We start from the raw sequence: 17,152 nt of genomic DNA, 5'->3' as shown, positions 1-17,152 counted from the left end.
TTACTGTATAGAAAACTAAACTTTGCCTTTTCTTTAAAAAAAGGTGATAAAGGGGCTCCCTCTTATCACCTTCTTTAAATCAAGAAAAAAGCAACTTAGAGCTGTACAGCCCCAGCGCCACAGAGCGCTTCCGCTTTTCTATTAAGCAGTTGTAACTTCTTCACCTTGTTTAGCTTCAAGGATAGCATCTGCCATTTTGCCTGTTAACAATTTAACAGCACGGATAGCATCATCATTTGCAGGGATTACAACATCAATTTCATCCGGATCACAGTTAGTATCAACGATACCAACGATAGGGATGTTTAATTTATGTGCTTCTGCAACAGCAATGCGCTCTTTGCGAGGGTCAATGATGAATAGAGCATCTGGAAGGCTCTTCATGTCTTTGATTCCGCCCAAGAACTTCTCTAAGCGCTCTTGCTCTTTCTTCAATTGAACAACTTCTTTTTTAGGAAGAACTTCGAAAGTTCCATCTTCTGACATTCTTTCGATATCCTTTAAACGCGAAATACGCTTTTGGATTGTTTCAAAGTTTGTTAAAGTTCCGCCTAACCAGCGCTGGTTCACAAAGAACATACCAGAACGGATAGCTTCTTCTTTAACAGAATCTTGAGCTTGTTTCTTAGTTCCTACGAAAAGGATAGTACCGCCGTTTCCAGCAAGCTCCTTAACGAAGTTGTAAGCTTCTTCTACCTTCTTAACAGTCTTTTGAAGGTCGATGATGTAGATGCCGTTACGCTCAGTGAAGATATATTTCTTCATCTTAGGGTTCCAGCGGCGTGTTTGGTGTCCGAAGTGTACACCAGCTTCAAGCAATTGCTTCATTGAAATTACTGACATTTGTGTTTCCTCCTAATGGTTTTTATTTCCTCCGCCTATATCATTTTCAGCCGGCAACTGCATGTGAACAGCACCATCCGGCTAAATCCATAAGCGTGTGTATTAACACCATTTGTTAATATAGCATAAGTGTTTTTCACAATCAAGCTATTCTTGCTGATTTTGACGAAATTTAAGCATTAGCTCGACTTCTGTCTTCCCTTTGCCTAATTTTTTGGCAATATCCCCTGCACTCATTCCCTGTTTTTTCAGAATAAACACTTGATCATCTATTGATGAGGAATTTTCTTCCTTAGTTGACTGACTGCTATCTGACCGTGTGACAGATTCAGTTTCCTTTAAGGATGATAAGCTTTCTGTTTCACTCAATTTATCCTCAGCTGCCCTCAGATTCTGTTTGTAGGCTTTAGATGCCTGGTAAATGGACGCTCTGGCTAATGGCATTGATTTCTCATCTGCTTTAGCTATATCTTGATCATTTTTTCTGTCCAAATTTACTCTGATGCTTGTCTCTTTTATAGAAGTATCGTTTTTCACATTGATCTTCGAAAGTCTGCTAATAAAATCATCGTTTTCTTCTTTCATTTGAACAAGGTACGCCGATATAACCTCTTCCATTTCAATAAGCACTTTTTCCTGTCTCTTCTCTGTATCCATTAGTTTATTCTGACGCAAATAAAGCAGAATAATGGCTAATAAGGCTACAATATTTAATAGCAGGCTTATAGCTAATAGAAAAGCTGTCATGATATCCCTCTATCCGCTGTAGTCAATAACCTTCCCTTTGTATGGATGGCTCTGTCTGTCATTGCTGTCTTTTTTTTGATCTTCTTTCCTATCTTGTCCCCCGGCCTCTTTTTGTCTTTCACTGTCATCATTGCCAAGATTGACATTTTGTTTATGCTCCTGTTTTACCACAGTTTTACGCTGCTTTTCAGCATTTTCCTGTATACTGTCGGCAGCAAACCCGCTGATGGTCTGTCCCCTCTGCTGAAGCTGATCCTGAATTTTACCTGCTTCGAACGTTCTTGGAAGTGCTATCTGAAGTTCTATTGATTTCAAACTCATCCCTGATCACACCCTGATAACGGCTCACTTCTTATTTCTCCTTTTAGAAAATGAAACTTTAAAGATTTGACAGTTTGCCGAATCACTTTTGAATACTTTCCAAAGTGAATTTCCGTGTTGGGATAGACCTGACCGTAAATAAGGATTGAAGCATTCATTTTTTCTTCTTTTTCTCTTTCCAATTCAGCCAGATCTTCATTTATTTTGCTCATTTTTTTCTGCAAATGAGCTTTGGTAGCCCTTTGCTTGAGAATAATTATTCTTTGTTCATCTGTCAGCTTTCCTGTCAGCTTTGCCATTTCTGTCAGTCTGCCTTCGATACTATCAAGCTTTTTGATCGATTCGTGAAGTTTGGCTGTTTCATTTAATAGTTCTTTTTGGGTGTTATCCACATTGGAGTCCATTCCGGCAAGAAGCTCTGTCTTAGTAAATAAGTGATTGCCCAGTTCTTTGATTTCAATGTCTGACCCGGACTGAAGCTTTCCTCCAATAACCAATGCGCCACTGCATCTGATGGCTCCGCCAGCTTGAACATTGCTGTGCAGAATTGACTTTTGTATAATAACATCCTGTTCTGCCTTCACATTTGCCTGATTCAGGTATGCTGCCTGAACAGAACCTCCAGAAACAAGCGAACCTTTATGACTGCCTGAAATTCCGCCAGTAACAAGCACGTTATTATCCGCCTGCAGGAAAGAGCCTTCAACCATACCGGCAACAATGATGTCACCTCCGGCTTTGACTTCATAACCGGCAGGAACGTTTCCCCGAATCACAACGTTCCCGACAAAATTAATATTCCCTGTCTTCAAGTCAAGGTCTCCTTTAACCTCAAACACTGGATTCACAGAAATGCTGTTCTGAGTGAAACTAACCTGTCCATCTAATAGCGAATAATATTTGTCGCCATTTACGAAAACATTTTTCCCTGCCTTGACTCTTAAAGGTTTTCCATCCTTTGCCGGTATCAGCTTGCCAAAAATATTCTTTCCGGAAGCACAGGGGGTAGCAGGAATAACAGAGGCCAGGAGCTGTCCCTGTGTAACAGATGGGATATGGAGAACATCTCTAAAATTAAATCTCTTTCTGCCCGTTTTCCGGTCAAAAGAGATTTCATTTAACAGATATGCATCACTGCCGTTTTCTGCAGGAATTCCTTTTGCTATTCGTATGGGATATTCCACTGAGAACGGATCTCTGCAGATTCTCTGGATTACATCTTCGCTCACACCAAAAATGACCTTTTCGTCAGCAAGCAGTTTATGGATCATTTCAGGCTGGACAGTTCCATCCAGTTCATCAATATCTGTCGTCTGTATCCATGCAGATAAACCGTGAGCATCAACTAAAAGTTGAAATTGGTTTTCCATGCTGATTCCTTCCTTCGCAGAAAGTAATGGCATAAAACTATATGGCTTTTTCCAGCAACTGCCTCAGCTTAAAAATTGATTTAGAATGGATTTGGGATATGCGGGAAGTTGATAGGCCCATTACTTCGCCAATTTCTGTAAGAGTTAATTCCTCTTTGTAAAATAAACTTAGCACAAGCTGCTCTTTTTCATTTAACTGTAAGATTTTTTCAGCCATTTCTTCCAAGATTTCATTTTTTAATACCTTTTCTTCTGGAATGATTGCTTTTTCATCCTTAATTGAATAACTGGCATCTTTTTCTTCTGAATCAGGCTGCTCATCAATTGAGAGGATGTTTGCGTAAAAATGTTCGTTCATAACAGAATATACTTCTTCTTCCTGCATATCTGTTTCTTCAGCAATTTCATAAACTGTTGCATTGCGCATCAGCCGCTGCTCCAGCTTCTCAGTGGCTGCTTCAATTTTTTTCGCCTTATCCCTCGTACTTCTGGGAAGCCAATCTTCTTTTCTTAATCCATCAAGAATGGCACCGCGAATTCGAAACGAAGCATATGTATCAAATTTCAAATCTCTTGCAGGCTCAAACTTTTCCAGCGCATCGTACAAACCCATTAGCCCAAGGCTTCTTATATCATCTCTTGAAACATTCTTCGGCAGGGCAGCGGATATTCGCTGAACATGATAGCTTACAAGAGGCAAATATTTTTTCACAAGAAAATTCCCCGCTTGAGCATCACGAGAGTCGACCCATTTAGCCCAGTATGTGCTTTCTTCGGTTATCATGTCTGCCATGGCCATCCTCCTCAAACGTTTCCATTTCTATTAATTATTGTTAGTATATCAAAACTTTTATATAAAAATATTACCTTTCATCCTAAACTGCTCAGTTCTTTTCCAAAAAAAAGGGGGTGCTTTCGAAGAAATAATTGGAGAGAGCAATAATTAAGCCGGAGAAAAAATCAGCTTGTATGGCTGGCAGTGATCATCCGGCAGCAATTAAGACTTTTAAGACGATTTATATAAGGCTGTATCTGCCCACCCTGGAACGTGAGTTTAAATAACAACTTGGCCTTTATTAACAGTCCGCACCATCAGATCGCCTGATTGAGGATTGAATTCAATTGTTCTGCCGCTATGTCCGCCAACATCTTCACCTAAAATAGCAATCTTTAAGGAATTTAGTTCCTTTTTAACTGCTTCCACATTCCTTGGGCCAATCCTCATTAAATCACTTCCGGAGGAGTATTGGAACATTTGGGCTCCGCCGGCAATTTTGGCTTTTAATCGTGAAGCTTTTGCACCTTTTTTCTCCAGCAGGCTCACTAAATCCCGAATTGCAGTATCAGCATATTTAGCTGAATTAAAGCTTGTGTTTTTTGCAAGAGATGAATCAGGCAGCATAATATGTGCCAGCCCGGCAATTTCTGAACTAAGATCATAAAGTACCACACCGACACAGGAACCAAGTCCTGATGTCCTGATTAATCCGGGAGTTTTAACAATATTCATATCTGCTATGCCAACTTTTACAATTTCTAGAATACTATTCATAATCCGGAACTCCCAATGCCTTAAAGATTATTTGAAATGATTCAGGATCAGGCAGCAGAAAGAAATGTCCATTAACAGCATCCTTATTTTGAAGCTCATCATTTAAAGCTGTATCAATTACGATGGCGTAATCGCTCACCTGCGAAATTTCCAGGAGACCCGTTCCGATAATTGCCCCCACCATATCAATGCTTAGCATCGGCACTGAAGGGAAAAGTGACAGCTTAGTAAAATCCGATAATGAAGATAAATATGATCCTGAAAGAATGTTGCCAAGCTCCTGGAGAGCGGAAAGAGCAAGTTCATCATATGGCAGCTCATCTGCACAGAAAGGAATGTTTCCAGGCAGTTCCCGAATAAAGATTTCAGCCTGTGCAAGAGGAAGGACAAAAAACATGCTGCCAGGGGCATCTCCTTCTATCCTTAGAAACACCCCTGCCACAACATTTTCCGGACCTCCGGCCATATCGATCATTTCATCAAAAGAAACAATTTTCACATCCGGGACAGACATATCAATTTTTTTATTAAGCAAGGTTGATAATGCAGTAGCAGCATGACCCGCACCGATATTCCCGATTTCTTTAAGAATATCCAATTGCATGCTGCTGATATTTTTCTCTAAAAAATTCATCCCGCTAATCCTTTTCCATCCTGAGCTGTCAATTCTTCCGGATTCAGGACTTTTTCCAAATCTATTAGGATAAATAACCGTTTATCGATTTTTGTAACACCCTTGATAAAATCGGCATCTTCTGAACCGATTACCTCCGGAGGGGGTTCAATTGATTCAGGCGCCACATCAATCACATCATTTGCAGAATCTACAATTAATCCGACTTCCATATCGTTCAATACAGCAATTATTACTCGTGAATGCTCATTATATTCAGCCTCTTCAAGATTAAATCTGCTTCTCAGACTAATGATAGGTGTCACAACACCCCTTAAATTAATTACTCCTTTAACAAAACCGACTGTTCGAGGAACCCGTGTAATATGCTCAACCTTTTCAATGGAACGCACCTGATTAACTGGAATCGCATATTCCTTATCTTTCAGCTGAAATACTATCAATTTTAAATCCGCGGCTGCCGTTTCGCTCATCATGTTCACTCCTCATCATAAAGTATTATTTAATCAATGCATTGCAGTCCACTATCAGGGCAACCTGTCCATCTCCTAATATAGTTGCTCCGGAAATGGCAAACACGCTTGTTAAGTAGTTTCCAAGTGATTTTAAAACGACTTCCTGCTGCCCGATAAAGGAATCCACCACAAGTCCGGCCATCTTTTCCCCTTTTCTGACGATGACAACTGAAATAAAATTATCTTCATGATTGTCAGATGGCACTTCAAAGATTTCCTTCAATGAAAGGAGAGGAACAACCTTGCCTCTGAAATCAATCACCTTCTGATTATGTGCACTTAAGACGTCTTCTTTTCTGATAATAGCTGTTTCAATAATAGAAGATAGAGGGATTGCGTATTTTTCCTTCTCAATCTCGACGAGCATGACAGAAATAATGGATAAAGTTAATGGCAGCTGTATGGAGAATATGGACCCCTGTCCAACTTTTGAATCTATTGAAACGGATCCTCCCAATGACTCAATTGTATTCTTGACAACATCCAGCCCTACACCCCGTCCGGAAACATCGGAGATTTTATCCGCAGTCGAGAATCCTGAGGCAAAAATAAGTTCATATGCCTGTTTGTCCGTTAGTGCTGAAGCCGTTTGCTCCGTAATGATGCCATTTTTTAATGCCTTCTTTATAACCTTATCTTTGTTTATTCCTGCGCCATCATCCTCTATTTCAATGAAAACATGATTGCCGCTGTGATAAGCCTTAAGAATGACATTTCCTTCTTCACCTTTACCATTTGCTTTACGGACCTCCGGTGTTTCAACACCATGGTCTAATGCATTTCGGATTAAGTGAACAAGCGGATCGCCAATTTCATCAATAACCGTTCGGTCCAGTTCGGTATCTGCACCGACAATTTCGAGATTGATCTTTTTGTTTAAATCTCTTGCTAATTGTCTGACCATTCTCGGGAAACGATTGAATACTGTTTCTATTGGGACCATGCGCATATTCAGAATAATATTCTGCAGGTCTCCGGAGATCCTTGACATATGCTCAACCGTTTCATGAAGTTCCTGATTGTTTAATTCCTTGGATATTTGTTCAAGTCTGCCTCTGTCAATCACCAATTCTTCAAATAGGTTCATAAGGATATCCAGTCTCTCTATATTCACCCTGATAGTTTTGTTGCTGACTTGCTTTGCTGCAGGCGCCTTCTTTTCCTCTTTTGGCATATCTGATGCACGATCTGCCTTCTCCTCCATTTCTGGCTGCAGAGTACCTTCATTCTTCACAGCTTCCCGGGAGGTGTAAGCACCCATAGAAACCTCAAGTACATCTATCCTATCCACTTCTGAGACCTTCAATAATTTCTGACGGATAACTTCGGGTGTTTCCTGGGTCACAATTGTTACAGAAAATTCCTGATCAAATTGCTCTTCTTCTAGCTGCTCAACAGAAGGAGTCGCTTTGATCACTTCCCCGCTCTTCTCAAGGACCTCAAAAACCATAAATACTCTGGCTGCTTTCAGCAGGCAATCAGCCCGCAAGGCTATTGATATTTCATAGGTCTCAAAGCCCTGCTCCTTCGATTGCTGAATTACGGTCCACTCAAAATCATCGTATGTACTCTTGACCAGTCCCTGCGGTTCAGCAATAGCTGCTGCCGTTTCGGCTCTTGCTTTTGATAATGCCGGGCTTTCCCCTTTTTCAATGAGCATCAGCTTTTCAACAGCTATAGAAACATCTCTTTTGCCGTCTCCACCTTCTGCAATTGATTGGACCATTGCTTCAAGATCATCAACAGCCAGAAAAACGACATCGAGAATTTCAGCATTTACCTTAATCTTCTGATTTCTGATTGCATCAAGAACATTTTCCATCTGATGAGTTAGATTTGCGAGATCTTCATATCCCATGGTGGCTGACATGCCTTTCAGCGTATGAGCTGATCTGAAAATCTCATTAACTATTTTTATATCATCAGGATTTTTCTCTAATTCAAGTAGCTGTTCATTGCACGACTGCAAATGCTCCTTGCTTTCTTCGATAAACACCTCTAAATATTGGTTCATCTCCATGTGCCTGCCCCCTCGGCTTTAAACAAATTTCAATATGGATTCTGCTATACGTTCAATATGCTGCACATCATCTGCCAGGCCTGACTCAATCACTGCTCTTGGCATTCCAAATACAATCGATGATTCTTTTGATTCAGCGATGGCTTTTACCTCACCGCTTTTCTTCAGTGCCATCAAGCCATTTTTGCCATCTGATCCCATTCCAGTCATTAGGACAGCAATCTTCCTGATCCCGTTAACTTCACCCAAAGACTCAAACATCACATCAACTGAAGGTCTGTGTCCGTTCCTTGGAGGTGATTTATCCAGATGTATAACCAGATCCCTGCCTGACCTTGAAGCTGTCATATGGAAGCCGCCAGGAGCAATATAGGCTGTCCCGTTTTTAAGAATATCTCCTTCTTCGGCTTCCTTAACCGATAACGCCGATAATCCGTTTAGCCTGCTTGCCAGTGACTTCGTAAATCCCGCAGGCATATGCTGAACAATCAGAATCGGTGCGTTAAGATCTCCCGGAAGATCACTCAGCACTTTTTGAAGTGCCCGTGGTCCGCCAGTGGAAGTTCCCATACAGATAAGCTGTTTGACGTTAAGGCTTGATTCATCAGCAGAACGATTAAGAGGAATAGAATGACGTGGTTCTATTTTACTATAATTCCGCCGAAGTCCGTCAGATTTTTTTCCAATACCTGAAAAATTAACCAGACCTTTCAAATTCGCGTTGCTGGCCTGCACTACTTTATCTGTTAATTCAGTTTTAATTTTATGCAGGTCTAGTGAAATTGGCCCGGATGGCTTTGCTATAAAATCTACTGCCCCATATTCCATGGCAGTGAAGGTGTTTTCAGTGCCTTCCTTCGTTGTGCTTGAAAGCATGACTACAGGAACAGGCATAGTTTTCATAATTATTTTGAGAGCTTCCAGGCCGTTTAGAACCGGCATTTCAACATCCATTGTTACCGCATCAGGAGTTAATTCTTTAATCTTCCTTAAGCCCTCTTCTCCGTTTCTGGCTGTCCCAACAACTAGAATTCTCTCATCTTCAGAGAGGAGGTCCGCAATCAGTTTCCTCATAAAGGCTGAATCATCCACTACAAGCACTTTTATAGTTTTCATGCTGATTCACCCCCTATTAAAAAGAAATTTTTTGAGCTTTGAAATAAATTGGGAAGTATGATACTCACCAGCAATGCCTCCAGGCTTGCCGCCAACTTTCTCAGTCATACTCCGAATTGCTTTTGAAGCAGCTGAATTTTCATGATAAATAATGAAAGGAATCTGCCGTTTAACAGCCTGCTGTATGCTGCGATCATCCGGAATAATTCCCAGGAGGTCAGCATCCCTCCCTAAAAACCTTGAAGCGACAGCAGAAATCCTTTTATATGTTTCCTGCCCTTCCCGCTCTCCTTCAGATCGGTTAATGACCAATTGTAATGGTATCTTATCATCCAATAGATGTATATGCTTCATTACTGAGTATGCATCTGTGATAGACGTTGGTTCAGGTGTAGTAATGACCGCTATTTCCTGAACAGAGAGTATAAACTTCGCCGATTCTTCTGTAATGCCTGCACCCATATCAAAGATGATATAATCATAGTTTTGAATGAGCTGGGCAAGTTCTCCGGTAAACCTGGAAATTTGCTTATCATCGAGTTTCACAATATGCGAAAGGCCTGTCCCGCCGCCAATATAATTCAGTCCATATGGCCCCTCTGAGATAATATTATTTAAAGGTATATCCTTTTCTAAAAAATCAGCAATTGAATACTCAGCTGATCTTCCCATGAGAATCTCAACATTCCCCATGCCGATATCCAAATCGAATAACAATACTCTGTGGCCCGTTTTGGATAGGGAAATAGAGAAATTCAATGAAAAATTTGTTTTCCCTACTCCCCCTTTTCCGCTTACCACTGCTATTGTTTTAAATTGATGACTTCGTCTCTCTTCTTCTTTCAGCCTTGACCTTAGCCTTTCTGCCTGATCGTTCATTTCTTATTCCCCATGAGTTGTTTTACAATAGCTTCCGGCCCTGCCATCAGGATATCATCCGGAACATCCTGGCCATTTGTAATATAAGCTGCGCCTTTTTTGTATTTATGAATGATGTTGTACATGGCACCGTAAGTTGACGTTTCATCTGCCTTTGTGAAGATAAGTTTATCAATGTCAATAATTGAAAACTGGTTATATATATCTTCCATATCCTTTTGTTTCGCGGTAAGCGACAGCACTAAAAAGGTTTCCATATCCTTCTCAAAGTCAATCACATTCTTCAAATCTTCCACATACTGTCTGTTTCTGAAATTCCGTCCGGCTGTATCTATTAGTACAAGGTCGTAATCTTTCAGTTTCTCTGCTGCCTGTCTGAAGTCATCTATTGTATAGCAAACTTCTAAAGGTATATCCAAGATGCCTGCATATGTTTTTAATTGATCGATCGCCGCGATCCTGTAGGTGTCGGCTGTGATAAATGCAGCCTTTTTTTTATGTTTAATTACACACTCTGCTGCCATCTTCGCCAAGGTAGTTGTTTTCCCTACGCCAGTTGGACCTGCTACATTGATATATTTTTTGGTGAATGAAATCCCGCTGAATGGAATATTCTCAATTTGCTTTATCAGTTCTTCATGCAGCCAGGCTTCTACTTCAGCAACTTTAGCTTTGGCACCGCCAAGGTACCATTTTTCCAGCATTACTTGCAGCACCTGGTCCTGAATAGAATTGTCAATTTCCTGTTCATAAAGAACATGCATGACTTTTCTTATCGCTTCAGGGTAAACAGTACTTGTCTGCTGTCCACCGGCCAATGAGGACATCATTTTTTTCAGGCCGTTTATCTCTTTAATCAGCTCATCTGATGTTCTAGATCCGGGAAATTGAGACTCTTCAGTGGTTCCCTTGAAATGATTTGAAGCAGCAGGGATGGCTGCAGGCTTAACAGCAGGTTTTTGCTCTATCTCCTTATATGAATCCGCTGCCGCCATCACTTCTATATTTCTCTTTTTAAAAAAGCCTAAAACCCCGCCGGTATATACTACTCGTGAATTCAAAATTACGGCATCCTTACCCAGTTCCGCGCGTATCTGTTTCATCGCATCAGGCATGGAAGCAGCCATGAACTTTTTTACCTTCAATCTATATTCACCACCCCGACACTTTGAACTTCCGCATTTGCTTCCAGCTCGTTATAGGAAAGGATCGGTATCTGCGGGAAATACCTTTCTGTTAATTGCCTGACATACATTCTGACTGCTGGAGAACAAAGGACAATAGGCGTCTGCTCCATCAAGGAAAGCTGTTCTACCTGGGAAGCAATCGATTCAAGAATATTCTGCGAGACCGTTGGATCCATGGATAAATAATTGCCATGTTCTGTCTGCTGAACACCTTCAGCAACCATTTTCTCGACTCTCCCTGATAGGGTAACGACTTTTATAGAGTCACCCTGCTGTGAAAACTGGTTCGTAATTTGTCTGGCCAAAGCCTGACGGGCATATTCTGTAAGCAAATCTGTATCACTTGTAGATTTGGCAAAATCGGCAAGCGTTTCAAAAATAACCGGCAAATTCCGGATCGAAACGTTTTCCCTCAATAACTTTGCAAGCACCTTTTGAACTTCACCAACAGACATTGGATTTGGTGTAACTTCTTCAACAAGGATCGGATAGCTTTCCTTAACATGATCAATCAGCTGTTTTGTTTCCTGGCGGCCTAATAACTCATGGGCATTGCTTTTTATTACTTCTGTGATATGAGTAGAAACAACTGATGGAGGGTCAACGACTGTATAGCCGAAAATTTCTGCCTGCTCCTTCATTTCTTCTGTTATCCATTTTGCAGGCAGGCCAAAGGAAGGTTCAATTGTATCAATTCCTTCGATGCTATCATCTTCAATACCGGGACTCATTGCCAAATAATGATCTAGCAGAAGCTCGCCGCGGGCCATTTCATTTCCTTTAATCTTCAATCTGTATTCATTCGGCTGCAGCTGAATATTATCACGTATTCTAACTACCGGAATGACTAGGCCCAATTCAATCGCCAGCTGTCTTCTGATCATGACAATCCTATCTAGAAGGTCCCCGCCCTGATTCGTATCGGCAAGAGGTATTAACCCATAGCCAAACTCGAATTCTATCGGATCTACATTTAATAGGTTAACCACGCTTTCAGGACTTTTCATTTCATCGGTTTCGACCTCTTCTTCCATCTCCAGCAACTGATCTTTATCTGGCTGTGGAGTCTTAGCTATCGTATATCCGCCAAAAATCATCAAGCCGCCAATCGGCAGTGTTAAAACGAGCCCTATGGGTGTCAACAACCCTAGCAGAATGATAGTTCCGCCAGTAACATATAACATTTTAGGATAAGCAAACAGCTGGGAAGTAATGTCCTTTCCAATATTTCCATCTGATGCTGCCCTTGTTACTACAATACCCGTCGCGGTGGAGATTAACAGGGCCGGAATTTGACTGACGATTCCGTCCCCAACCGTCAGCATTGAATATTTCATGGCAGCCTCTGCAAACGGAAGCCCCAGCTGCATCATTCCGATGACAACTCCGAATAGAAGATTTATTAGAGTTATAATGATTCCTGCTATGGCGTCACCTTTTACAAATTTACTCGCACCATCCATTGCACCATAGAAATCAGATTCACGGCTGATTTTTTCACGGCGTTCCCGGGCTTCGTGCTCAGAGATCATTCCTGCATTCAAGTCTGCATCGATGCTCATCTGTTTACCCGGCATGGCATCAAGTGTAAAACGCGCTGCCACTTCGGAAACCCTCTCAGATCCTTTGGTAATGACGATAAATTGAATAATAATGAGGATTAAGAAAACAACGAGTCCGACTATAACATTACCGCCGGTTACGAATGAACCAAATGTTTCAACGACCTTTCCTGCTTCCCCTTCAGATAAAATGGACCTGGTTGTAGAAACATTCAATCCCAGCCTGAATAATGTCATTAACAATATTAAGGAAGGAAAAATGGAAAATTCGAGCGCTTCCTTCATATTCATGGCCATCAGCAAAACCATAAGTGCAAGCGCAATATTAATGATTATCAGTACACTTAAAAGCCAATGCGGAAAAGGAATAATAAGCATGGCTACTATTAAAATTACACTCATCAATACTGATAAGTCTCTTAATTGCATTGAAAACTCTCTCCTTACAAAAGCGGAAACGCCTTGGCAGCCATCCAACAGCTTCCTAAGACCAGCTATTTCATATTTCTCTGGTTAAATTTTGTTTTTAGTTCTGTACACATAAGCTAGAATCTCTGCAACAGCTTTGAAAAACTCTTCAGGGATAGCCTGGCCAATTTCTGCCTGACTATAAAGAGCCCTGGCAAGCGGCCTGTTTTCAACAGCGATTACATCATGCTCCTTTGCGATTAATTTAATCTTTTGGGCAACAAAGTCCACACCTTTCGCCACTACAATAGGAGCATCACTTTTTGTTTCTTCATAGCTCAAGGCTATGGCAAAATGTGTCGGATTGGTAATAACCACATCTGCTTTAGGGACTTCCTGCATCATCCTTCTCATTGCCATTTCCCTCTGTCTTTGCTTAATCTTGGATTTAATTAACGGATCCCCTTCAATATTTTTGTGTTCATCCTTAATGTCCTGTTTTGACATGCGAATGTTCTTTTCAAAATCATATTTTTGATACAGATAGTCCAGGACGGATAAAAATAGAAGTGCCGCTGAAGCAATTAAACCCATTTGAACGGTCAGGCTGGCAATTGTGGCCATCGCCGTTCCTACTGATTTTTGAGAAAGAATTAATATTTCATCTATCCTTAACCATAAGACGGTAAACGCAGCGACACCGACAAAAGCAATCTTAAGCATTGACTTTAGCAGCTCCACGATCGCCCTCATGGAAAAAATGCGCTTAAAGCCTTTTATCGGATCCAGTTTCTCCAATTTAGGCTGTATGGCTTCTGTTGAAAAAAGAGTACCTACCTGCATGAAGTTTGCAGCTACACCCGCAAGCATAGCAATCAGCATGATAGGAGCTAAAAAAAGCACCAGTTCCTTTAGTACATCAAGAAAAATCACCTGAACATTCGCCTCTGTCAGCGGCATCATCATATAATCATTAAATGAATGCGTAAATATATAAAGGATGATATTCTTCAAATACGATCCGGCAAACAGCAAAAATAGAAACACAGCTAAAAGGACGATGGCTGTATTAACATCCTGGCTTTTGGCTACTTGTCCTTTTTTTCTGGAATCCTGCCTTTTTTTCGGAGTGGCTCTTTCTGTTTTTTCTCCGGAAAACAGCTGAAGATCTAAAGAAAGCAGTAACCTCATTCTATGAACCTCCCATAAGCTCCATAAGCCCTCTCATTGTCTGCAGCATCGTTTCAATTGCAAGGGAAAAAGCATATATTAATACACTCATAACAACGATCAGAACAATAAAACTGACGCCTATTTTCAAAGGAAGTCCTACGACGAAAACATTTAGCTGAGGAACTGTCCTGGCGACAATCCCTAAAGCAACATCTACAAGAAACAGACTGCCGACAACAGGGATGGACATCTGAAAGGCAATAACGAACATCGTATTCATGGCTTTAATGACATATTCAGCCATATTTTCATCCCCGAAAGAAATCCATGCCTGATCCAGCGGGATAAAATTATAGCTGTAAAACACTCCATCTAGCATGAGATGGTGGCCATTAACGGTTAATAAAAAAAAGAGAGCGATCGTATACAAATACTGTCCCATTAAAGGGCTCTGCGCTCCTGTCTGCGGATCAATCACATTCGCAATGGCAAAGCCCATCTGAAAATCAATAAATCCTCCGGCAATTTGAATGGCTGAAAGGATTAAATAGGCAATAAATCCAACCATCAGCCCAACCAATGCTTCTTTTATGATTAAAAGAAAAAATGTGCCGTCAATTTCAAGTGCAGGGACATCCATGCCCAGGAACATAATCCAGGCCAAAAAGAAGCCAAGGCCAATTTTATGTGATGCCGGGATGGATCTGTAAGAAAAAAGAGGCATCATTAAAAAGAAAGATGTCACCCTTACAAAAATAAGTAAAAAAGCCGGAAAAGAAGGCAGAAAATCTAACATGTCATCAGCCTACAAACCTGGTCAAATTAGAGAAAATCTCATTTGCATACGAGAGCATGTGGCTAAGCATCCAAGGACCAAAGAATACAACACCGACAAGGACCGCTACAATTTTAGGAATGAAAGCCAGCGTCTGTTCCTGAATTTGAGTTGTAGCCTGAAAAATGCTGACAACTAAGCCGACTACTAGTGCCAGAATTAGCAAGGGACCGCAAATCATCAATACTGTGATGATCCCTCTTTCTGCAATGGATATAACTGTTTCTGGAGTCATTCTGAATGTTCACCTGCTTAAAAGCTTTGTAAAAGGGATTTAACTACTAAGTACCATCCGTCCACCAGTACAAATAATAATATTTTGAACGGAAGCGAAATCATAACCGGAGGAAGCATCATCATCCCCATGGACATCAACACACTGGCAACAACCATGTCGATAACCAGAAAAGGAATAAAAATCATAAAGCCAATTTGAAAAGCTGTTTTAATTTCACTTATAGCAAATGCCGGAACAAGACTCGTAAGCGGAATATCTTCAATGGAAGCCGGAGCTTCAGCCCCGGAGTATTCAAGAAATAGAGCCAAGTCCTTCTGCCTTGTGTGGGCACTCATAAATTCCTTGAAGGGTATTGATGCTTTTTCGTACGCTTGTTCCAGATTTATTTCTTCATTGAATAAAGGAGTTAAAGCCTGTTCGTTCACTTCCTGCATGGTTGGAGCCATAATAAAGAATGTCAGGAATAAGGATAGGCCGATTAAAACCTGGTTCGGCGGCATTTGCTGAGTAGCAAGCGCCGTTCTGACAAAGGAAAGAACGATGACAATCCTTGTAAAGCATGTCATTAATATTAGAATACTCGGTGCGAGAGAAAGTACCGTCAGCAATAAAAAAAGCTTCACAGATGTAGATACATTTTCAGGAGAGCTGCTATTAAAAAACTCCATGAATTCATTCATCTTTCTTCTGGCCCTTTCTTTCTAATTCATCAAACAGTTTTTTTCTGCCCTTTTTCATTTCAGCCAGCTGAATCCCGAGCAGTGTACTGAAATTTTGGCTGCCTTGCTTGCTTTCCTCTGTTTGCTGTGTTCTTTTCATCACCTTTGTCACAATATCGCTTGGACGGATAAGCTGTTCCAGTTTGTCATTATGCTCTTTGATGATCTGGCTGTACTCTTCTGAGTTGTCTATTTCTTTTAACAGCTGAATATTTTCTCCTACCCCTACTACCAAAATGCGTTGTCCAACTTTAATCAGCTGTATTGACCTGTTTGCACCTAAAGCTGTCCCTCCGAGGTTTTCAACCAATTGCGACCTGTTATACACCTTACTTTTTTTATTGATGAACTTTAGAAGACCATACAGTAATCCAATCGTGAAGCCTGTTGCTAAAATCATCTTTATAAAATCCCAAAAAGTAAGACCAATTTTGCCGCTTTCATCCTGTTGGTTCTGTCCTTCTGCCGTCTTTGAATCCTTTGATTCTTTTAATTCCTGTTTTCCGCATTCCTCAGAATTTTTCATACATTCTTTAACACTATTATTCAATTGCTCTGCCTGGGCCTGCGGCTGCACGCCCAGCAGAACAATTGAAAACAACAGCAGCAAAGAAATCACTTTCTTTACATTACACACTATTTTGCACCCTCTAAAAAGAATAATGACTAGCCCAAAGTTTTGCCGATTGCTTCCAGTACTCTATCAGCCTGGAACGGTTTTACGATAAAATCCTTTGCCCCAGCCTGAATAGCATCAATAACCATCGCCTGCTGGCCCATTGCAGAACACATAATGACTTTTGCAGCTGGATTTAATTTTTTAATTTCTTTCAGAGCTGTAATTCCGTCCATTTCCGGCATGGTTATATCCATTGTGACAAGGTCAGGCTGTGTTTCCTTATATTTTTCAACAGCCTGTGCACCGTCAGCAGCTTCGCCTACTACGTCATACCCATTCTTGGATAAAATATCTTTGATCATCATTCGCATAAAAGCTGCATCGTCAACTATTAAAATTTTATGTGCCATTCTA

The 17,152-nt window shown here is 40.9% G+C and carries 19 protein-coding genes; all 19 read right to left on the bottom strand.

Features of this window, described 5'->3' with window-relative positions:
* Positions 1–141 precede the first annotated feature (141 nt).
* The 19 genes from rpsB to BK139_RS00590 all read right to left on the bottom strand — a co-directional run bounded on the left by rpsB (position 142) and on the right by BK139_RS00590 (position 17,148).
* On the bottom strand, positions 142–843 hold the full coding sequence (gene rpsB, locus BK139_RS00680; protein ID WP_048008998.1) for a 30S ribosomal protein S2: 702 nt from the start codon (positions 841–843) through the stop codon (positions 142–144).
* A gap of 147 nt (positions 844–990) precedes the next feature.
* Positions 991–1,590 (bottom strand): DUF6115 domain-containing protein, encoded by a 600-nt coding sequence (locus BK139_RS00675; protein ID WP_076255824.1) that lies wholly within the window; start codon positions 1,588–1,590, stop codon positions 991–993.
* Between the two features lie 9 nt (positions 1,591–1,599).
* Positions 1,600–1,911 carry a hypothetical protein gene (locus BK139_RS00670; RefSeq protein WP_076255823.1) on the bottom strand — a complete coding sequence of 104 codons (312 nt, stop codon included), beginning with the start codon at positions 1,909–1,911 and terminating at the stop codon, positions 1,600–1,602.
* A complete protein-coding gene (locus BK139_RS00665; protein ID WP_076255821.1) occupies positions 1,908–3,281 on the bottom strand; it encodes a flagellar assembly protein A in 1,374 nt (457 codons plus the stop codon). Before BK139_RS00665 ends, BK139_RS00670 begins: the two co-directional genes overlap by 4 nt.
* 37 nt (positions 3,282–3,318) lie before the next feature.
* Positions 3,319–4,074, bottom strand: coding sequence for a FliA/WhiG family RNA polymerase sigma factor (locus BK139_RS00660; RefSeq protein ID WP_076255819.1), 756 nt, complete (start codon positions 4,072–4,074; stop codon positions 3,319–3,321).
* Between the two features lie 261 nt (positions 4,075–4,335).
* Entirely contained in the window at positions 4,336–4,833 is a 498-nt protein-coding gene (locus BK139_RS00655; RefSeq protein ID WP_076255817.1) for a chemotaxis protein CheD, read from the bottom strand.
* Complete coding sequence (locus tag BK139_RS00650) at positions 4,826–5,467, bottom strand: chemotaxis protein CheC (protein WP_076255816.1); 642 nt, start codon at positions 5,465–5,467, stop codon at positions 4,826–4,828. Before BK139_RS00650 ends, BK139_RS00655 begins: the two co-directional genes overlap by 8 nt.
* Complete coding sequence (locus BK139_RS00645) at positions 5,464–5,940, bottom strand: chemotaxis protein CheW (RefSeq protein WP_076255814.1); 477 nt, start codon at positions 5,938–5,940, stop codon at positions 5,464–5,466. Before BK139_RS00645 ends, BK139_RS00650 begins: the two co-directional genes overlap by 4 nt.
* Positions 5,941–5,965: 25 nt before the next feature.
* Positions 5,966–8,002 carry a chemotaxis protein CheA gene (locus BK139_RS00640; RefSeq protein ID WP_076255812.1) on the bottom strand — a complete coding sequence of 679 codons (2,037 nt, stop codon included), beginning with the start codon at positions 8,000–8,002 and terminating at the stop codon, positions 5,966–5,968.
* 18 nt (positions 8,003–8,020) lie between these two features.
* On the bottom strand, positions 8,021–9,118 hold the full coding sequence (locus BK139_RS00635; protein ID WP_076255811.1) for a protein-glutamate methylesterase/protein-glutamine glutaminase: 1,098 nt from the start codon (positions 9,116–9,118) through the stop codon (positions 8,021–8,023).
* 6 nt (positions 9,119–9,124) lie between these two features.
* Positions 9,125–9,997, bottom strand: a complete 873-nt coding sequence (locus BK139_RS00630) for a MinD/ParA family protein (RefSeq protein ID WP_076255809.1) — start codon at positions 9,995–9,997, stop codon at positions 9,125–9,127.
* Positions 9,994–11,142 (bottom strand): flagellar biosynthesis GTPase FlhF, encoded by a 1,149-nt coding sequence (flhF, locus tag BK139_RS00625; RefSeq protein ID WP_076255807.1) that lies wholly within the window; start codon positions 11,140–11,142, stop codon positions 9,994–9,996. Before flhF ends, BK139_RS00630 begins: the two co-directional genes overlap by 4 nt.
* Complete coding sequence (gene flhA, locus BK139_RS00620; protein ID WP_076255805.1) at positions 11,139–13,175, bottom strand: flagellar biosynthesis protein FlhA; 2,037 nt, start codon at positions 13,173–13,175, stop codon at positions 11,139–11,141. Before flhA ends, flhF begins: the two co-directional genes overlap by 4 nt.
* Before the next feature lie 84 nt (positions 13,176–13,259).
* Positions 13,260–14,345: a flagellar biosynthesis protein FlhB gene (flhB, locus tag BK139_RS00615; RefSeq protein ID WP_076255804.1), complete on the bottom strand. Its 1,086-nt coding sequence runs from the start codon at positions 14,343–14,345 to the stop codon at positions 13,260–13,262.
* 1 nt (position 14,346) lies between these two features.
* Positions 14,347–15,123: a flagellar biosynthetic protein FliR gene (gene fliR, locus BK139_RS00610; protein ID WP_076255802.1), complete on the bottom strand. Its 777-nt coding sequence runs from the start codon at positions 15,121–15,123 to the stop codon at positions 14,347–14,349.
* A gap of 4 nt (positions 15,124–15,127) precedes the next feature.
* On the bottom strand, positions 15,128–15,397 hold the full coding sequence (gene fliQ / locus BK139_RS00605; RefSeq protein ID WP_009330744.1) for a flagellar biosynthesis protein FliQ: 270 nt from the start codon (positions 15,395–15,397) through the stop codon (positions 15,128–15,130).
* A gap of 17 nt (positions 15,398–15,414) precedes the next feature.
* Positions 15,415–16,080 carry a flagellar type III secretion system pore protein FliP gene (gene fliP, locus BK139_RS00600; RefSeq protein WP_035328986.1) on the bottom strand — a complete coding sequence of 222 codons (666 nt, stop codon included), beginning with the start codon at positions 16,078–16,080 and terminating at the stop codon, positions 15,415–15,417.
* The gene (locus BK139_RS00595) at positions 16,073–16,756 is read right to left on the bottom strand and encodes a flagellar biosynthetic protein FliO (RefSeq protein WP_286147485.1); all 684 of its coding nucleotides are present in this window, start codon (positions 16,754–16,756) and stop codon (positions 16,073–16,075) included. Before BK139_RS00595 ends, fliP begins: the two co-directional genes overlap by 8 nt.
* Positions 16,757–16,785: 29 nt before the next feature.
* Positions 16,786–17,148: a response regulator gene (locus tag BK139_RS00590; RefSeq protein WP_048009014.1), complete on the bottom strand. Its 363-nt coding sequence runs from the start codon at positions 17,146–17,148 to the stop codon at positions 16,786–16,788.
* Between the last annotated feature and the right edge of the window lie 4 nt (positions 17,149–17,152).

It is taken from the genome of Paenibacillus sp. FSL R5-0490 (assembly GCF_001956215.1).
In the GTDB taxonomy this organism is placed as follows: Bacteria; Bacillota; Bacilli; order Bacillales; family Cytobacillaceae; genus Cytobacillus.
Note: the sequence above shows the minus strand (reverse complement) of the source record. Positions and strands in the feature narration are given on the sequence as shown.

Bases quoted from the DNA above. Each gene is read 5' to 3' on its own strand.
- rpsB (WP_048008998.1), bottom strand. From the start codon at position 843: ATGTCAGTAATTTCAATGAAGCAATTGCTTGAAGCTGGTGTACACTTC.
- BK139_RS00675 (WP_076255824.1), bottom strand. From the start codon at position 1,590: ATGACAGCTTTTCTATTAGCTATAAGCCTGCTATTAAATATTGTAGCC.
- BK139_RS00670 (WP_076255823.1), bottom strand. From the start codon at position 1,911: ATGAGTTTGAAATCAATAGAACTTCAGATAGCACTTCCAAGAACGTTC.
- BK139_RS00665 (WP_076255821.1), bottom strand. From the start codon at position 3,281: ATGGAAAACCAATTTCAACTTTTAGTTGATGCTCACGGTTTATCTGCA.
- BK139_RS00660 (WP_076255819.1), bottom strand. From the start codon at position 4,074: ATGGCAGACATGATAACCGAAGAAAGCACATACTGGGCTAAATGGGTC.
- BK139_RS00655 (WP_076255817.1), bottom strand. From the start codon at position 4,833: ATGAATAGTATTCTAGAAATTGTAAAAGTTGGCATAGCAGATATGAAT.
- BK139_RS00650 (WP_076255816.1), bottom strand. From the start codon at position 5,467: ATGAATTTTTTAGAGAAAAATATCAGCAGCATGCAATTGGATATTCTT.
- BK139_RS00645 (WP_076255814.1), bottom strand. From the start codon at position 5,940: ATGAGCGAAACGGCAGCCGCGGATTTAAAATTGATAGTATTTCAGCTG.
- BK139_RS00640 (WP_076255812.1), bottom strand. From the start codon at position 8,002: ATGGAGATGAACCAATATTTAGAGGTGTTTATCGAAGAAAGCAAGGAG.
- BK139_RS00635 (WP_076255811.1), bottom strand. From the start codon at position 9,118: ATGAAAACTATAAAAGTGCTTGTAGTGGATGATTCAGCCTTTATGAGG.
- BK139_RS00630 (WP_076255809.1), bottom strand. From the start codon at position 9,997: ATGAACGATCAGGCAGAAAGGCTAAGGTCAAGGCTGAAAGAAGAAGAG.
- flhA (WP_076255805.1), bottom strand. From the start codon at position 13,175: ATGCAATTAAGAGACTTATCAGTATTGATGAGTGTAATTTTAATAGTA.
- flhB (WP_076255804.1), bottom strand. From the start codon at position 14,345: ATGAGGTTACTGCTTTCTTTAGATCTTCAGCTGTTTTCCGGAGAAAAA.
- fliR (WP_076255802.1), bottom strand. From the start codon at position 15,123: ATGTTAGATTTTCTGCCTTCTTTTCCGGCTTTTTTACTTATTTTTGTA.
- fliQ (WP_009330744.1), bottom strand. From the start codon at position 15,397: ATGACTCCAGAAACAGTTATATCCATTGCAGAAAGAGGGATCATCACA.
- fliP (WP_035328986.1), bottom strand. From the start codon at position 16,080: ATGAATGAATTCATGGAGTTTTTTAATAGCAGCTCTCCTGAAAATGTA.
- BK139_RS00590 (WP_048009014.1), bottom strand. From the start codon at position 17,148: ATGGCACATAAAATTTTAATAGTTGACGATGCAGCTTTTATGCGAATG.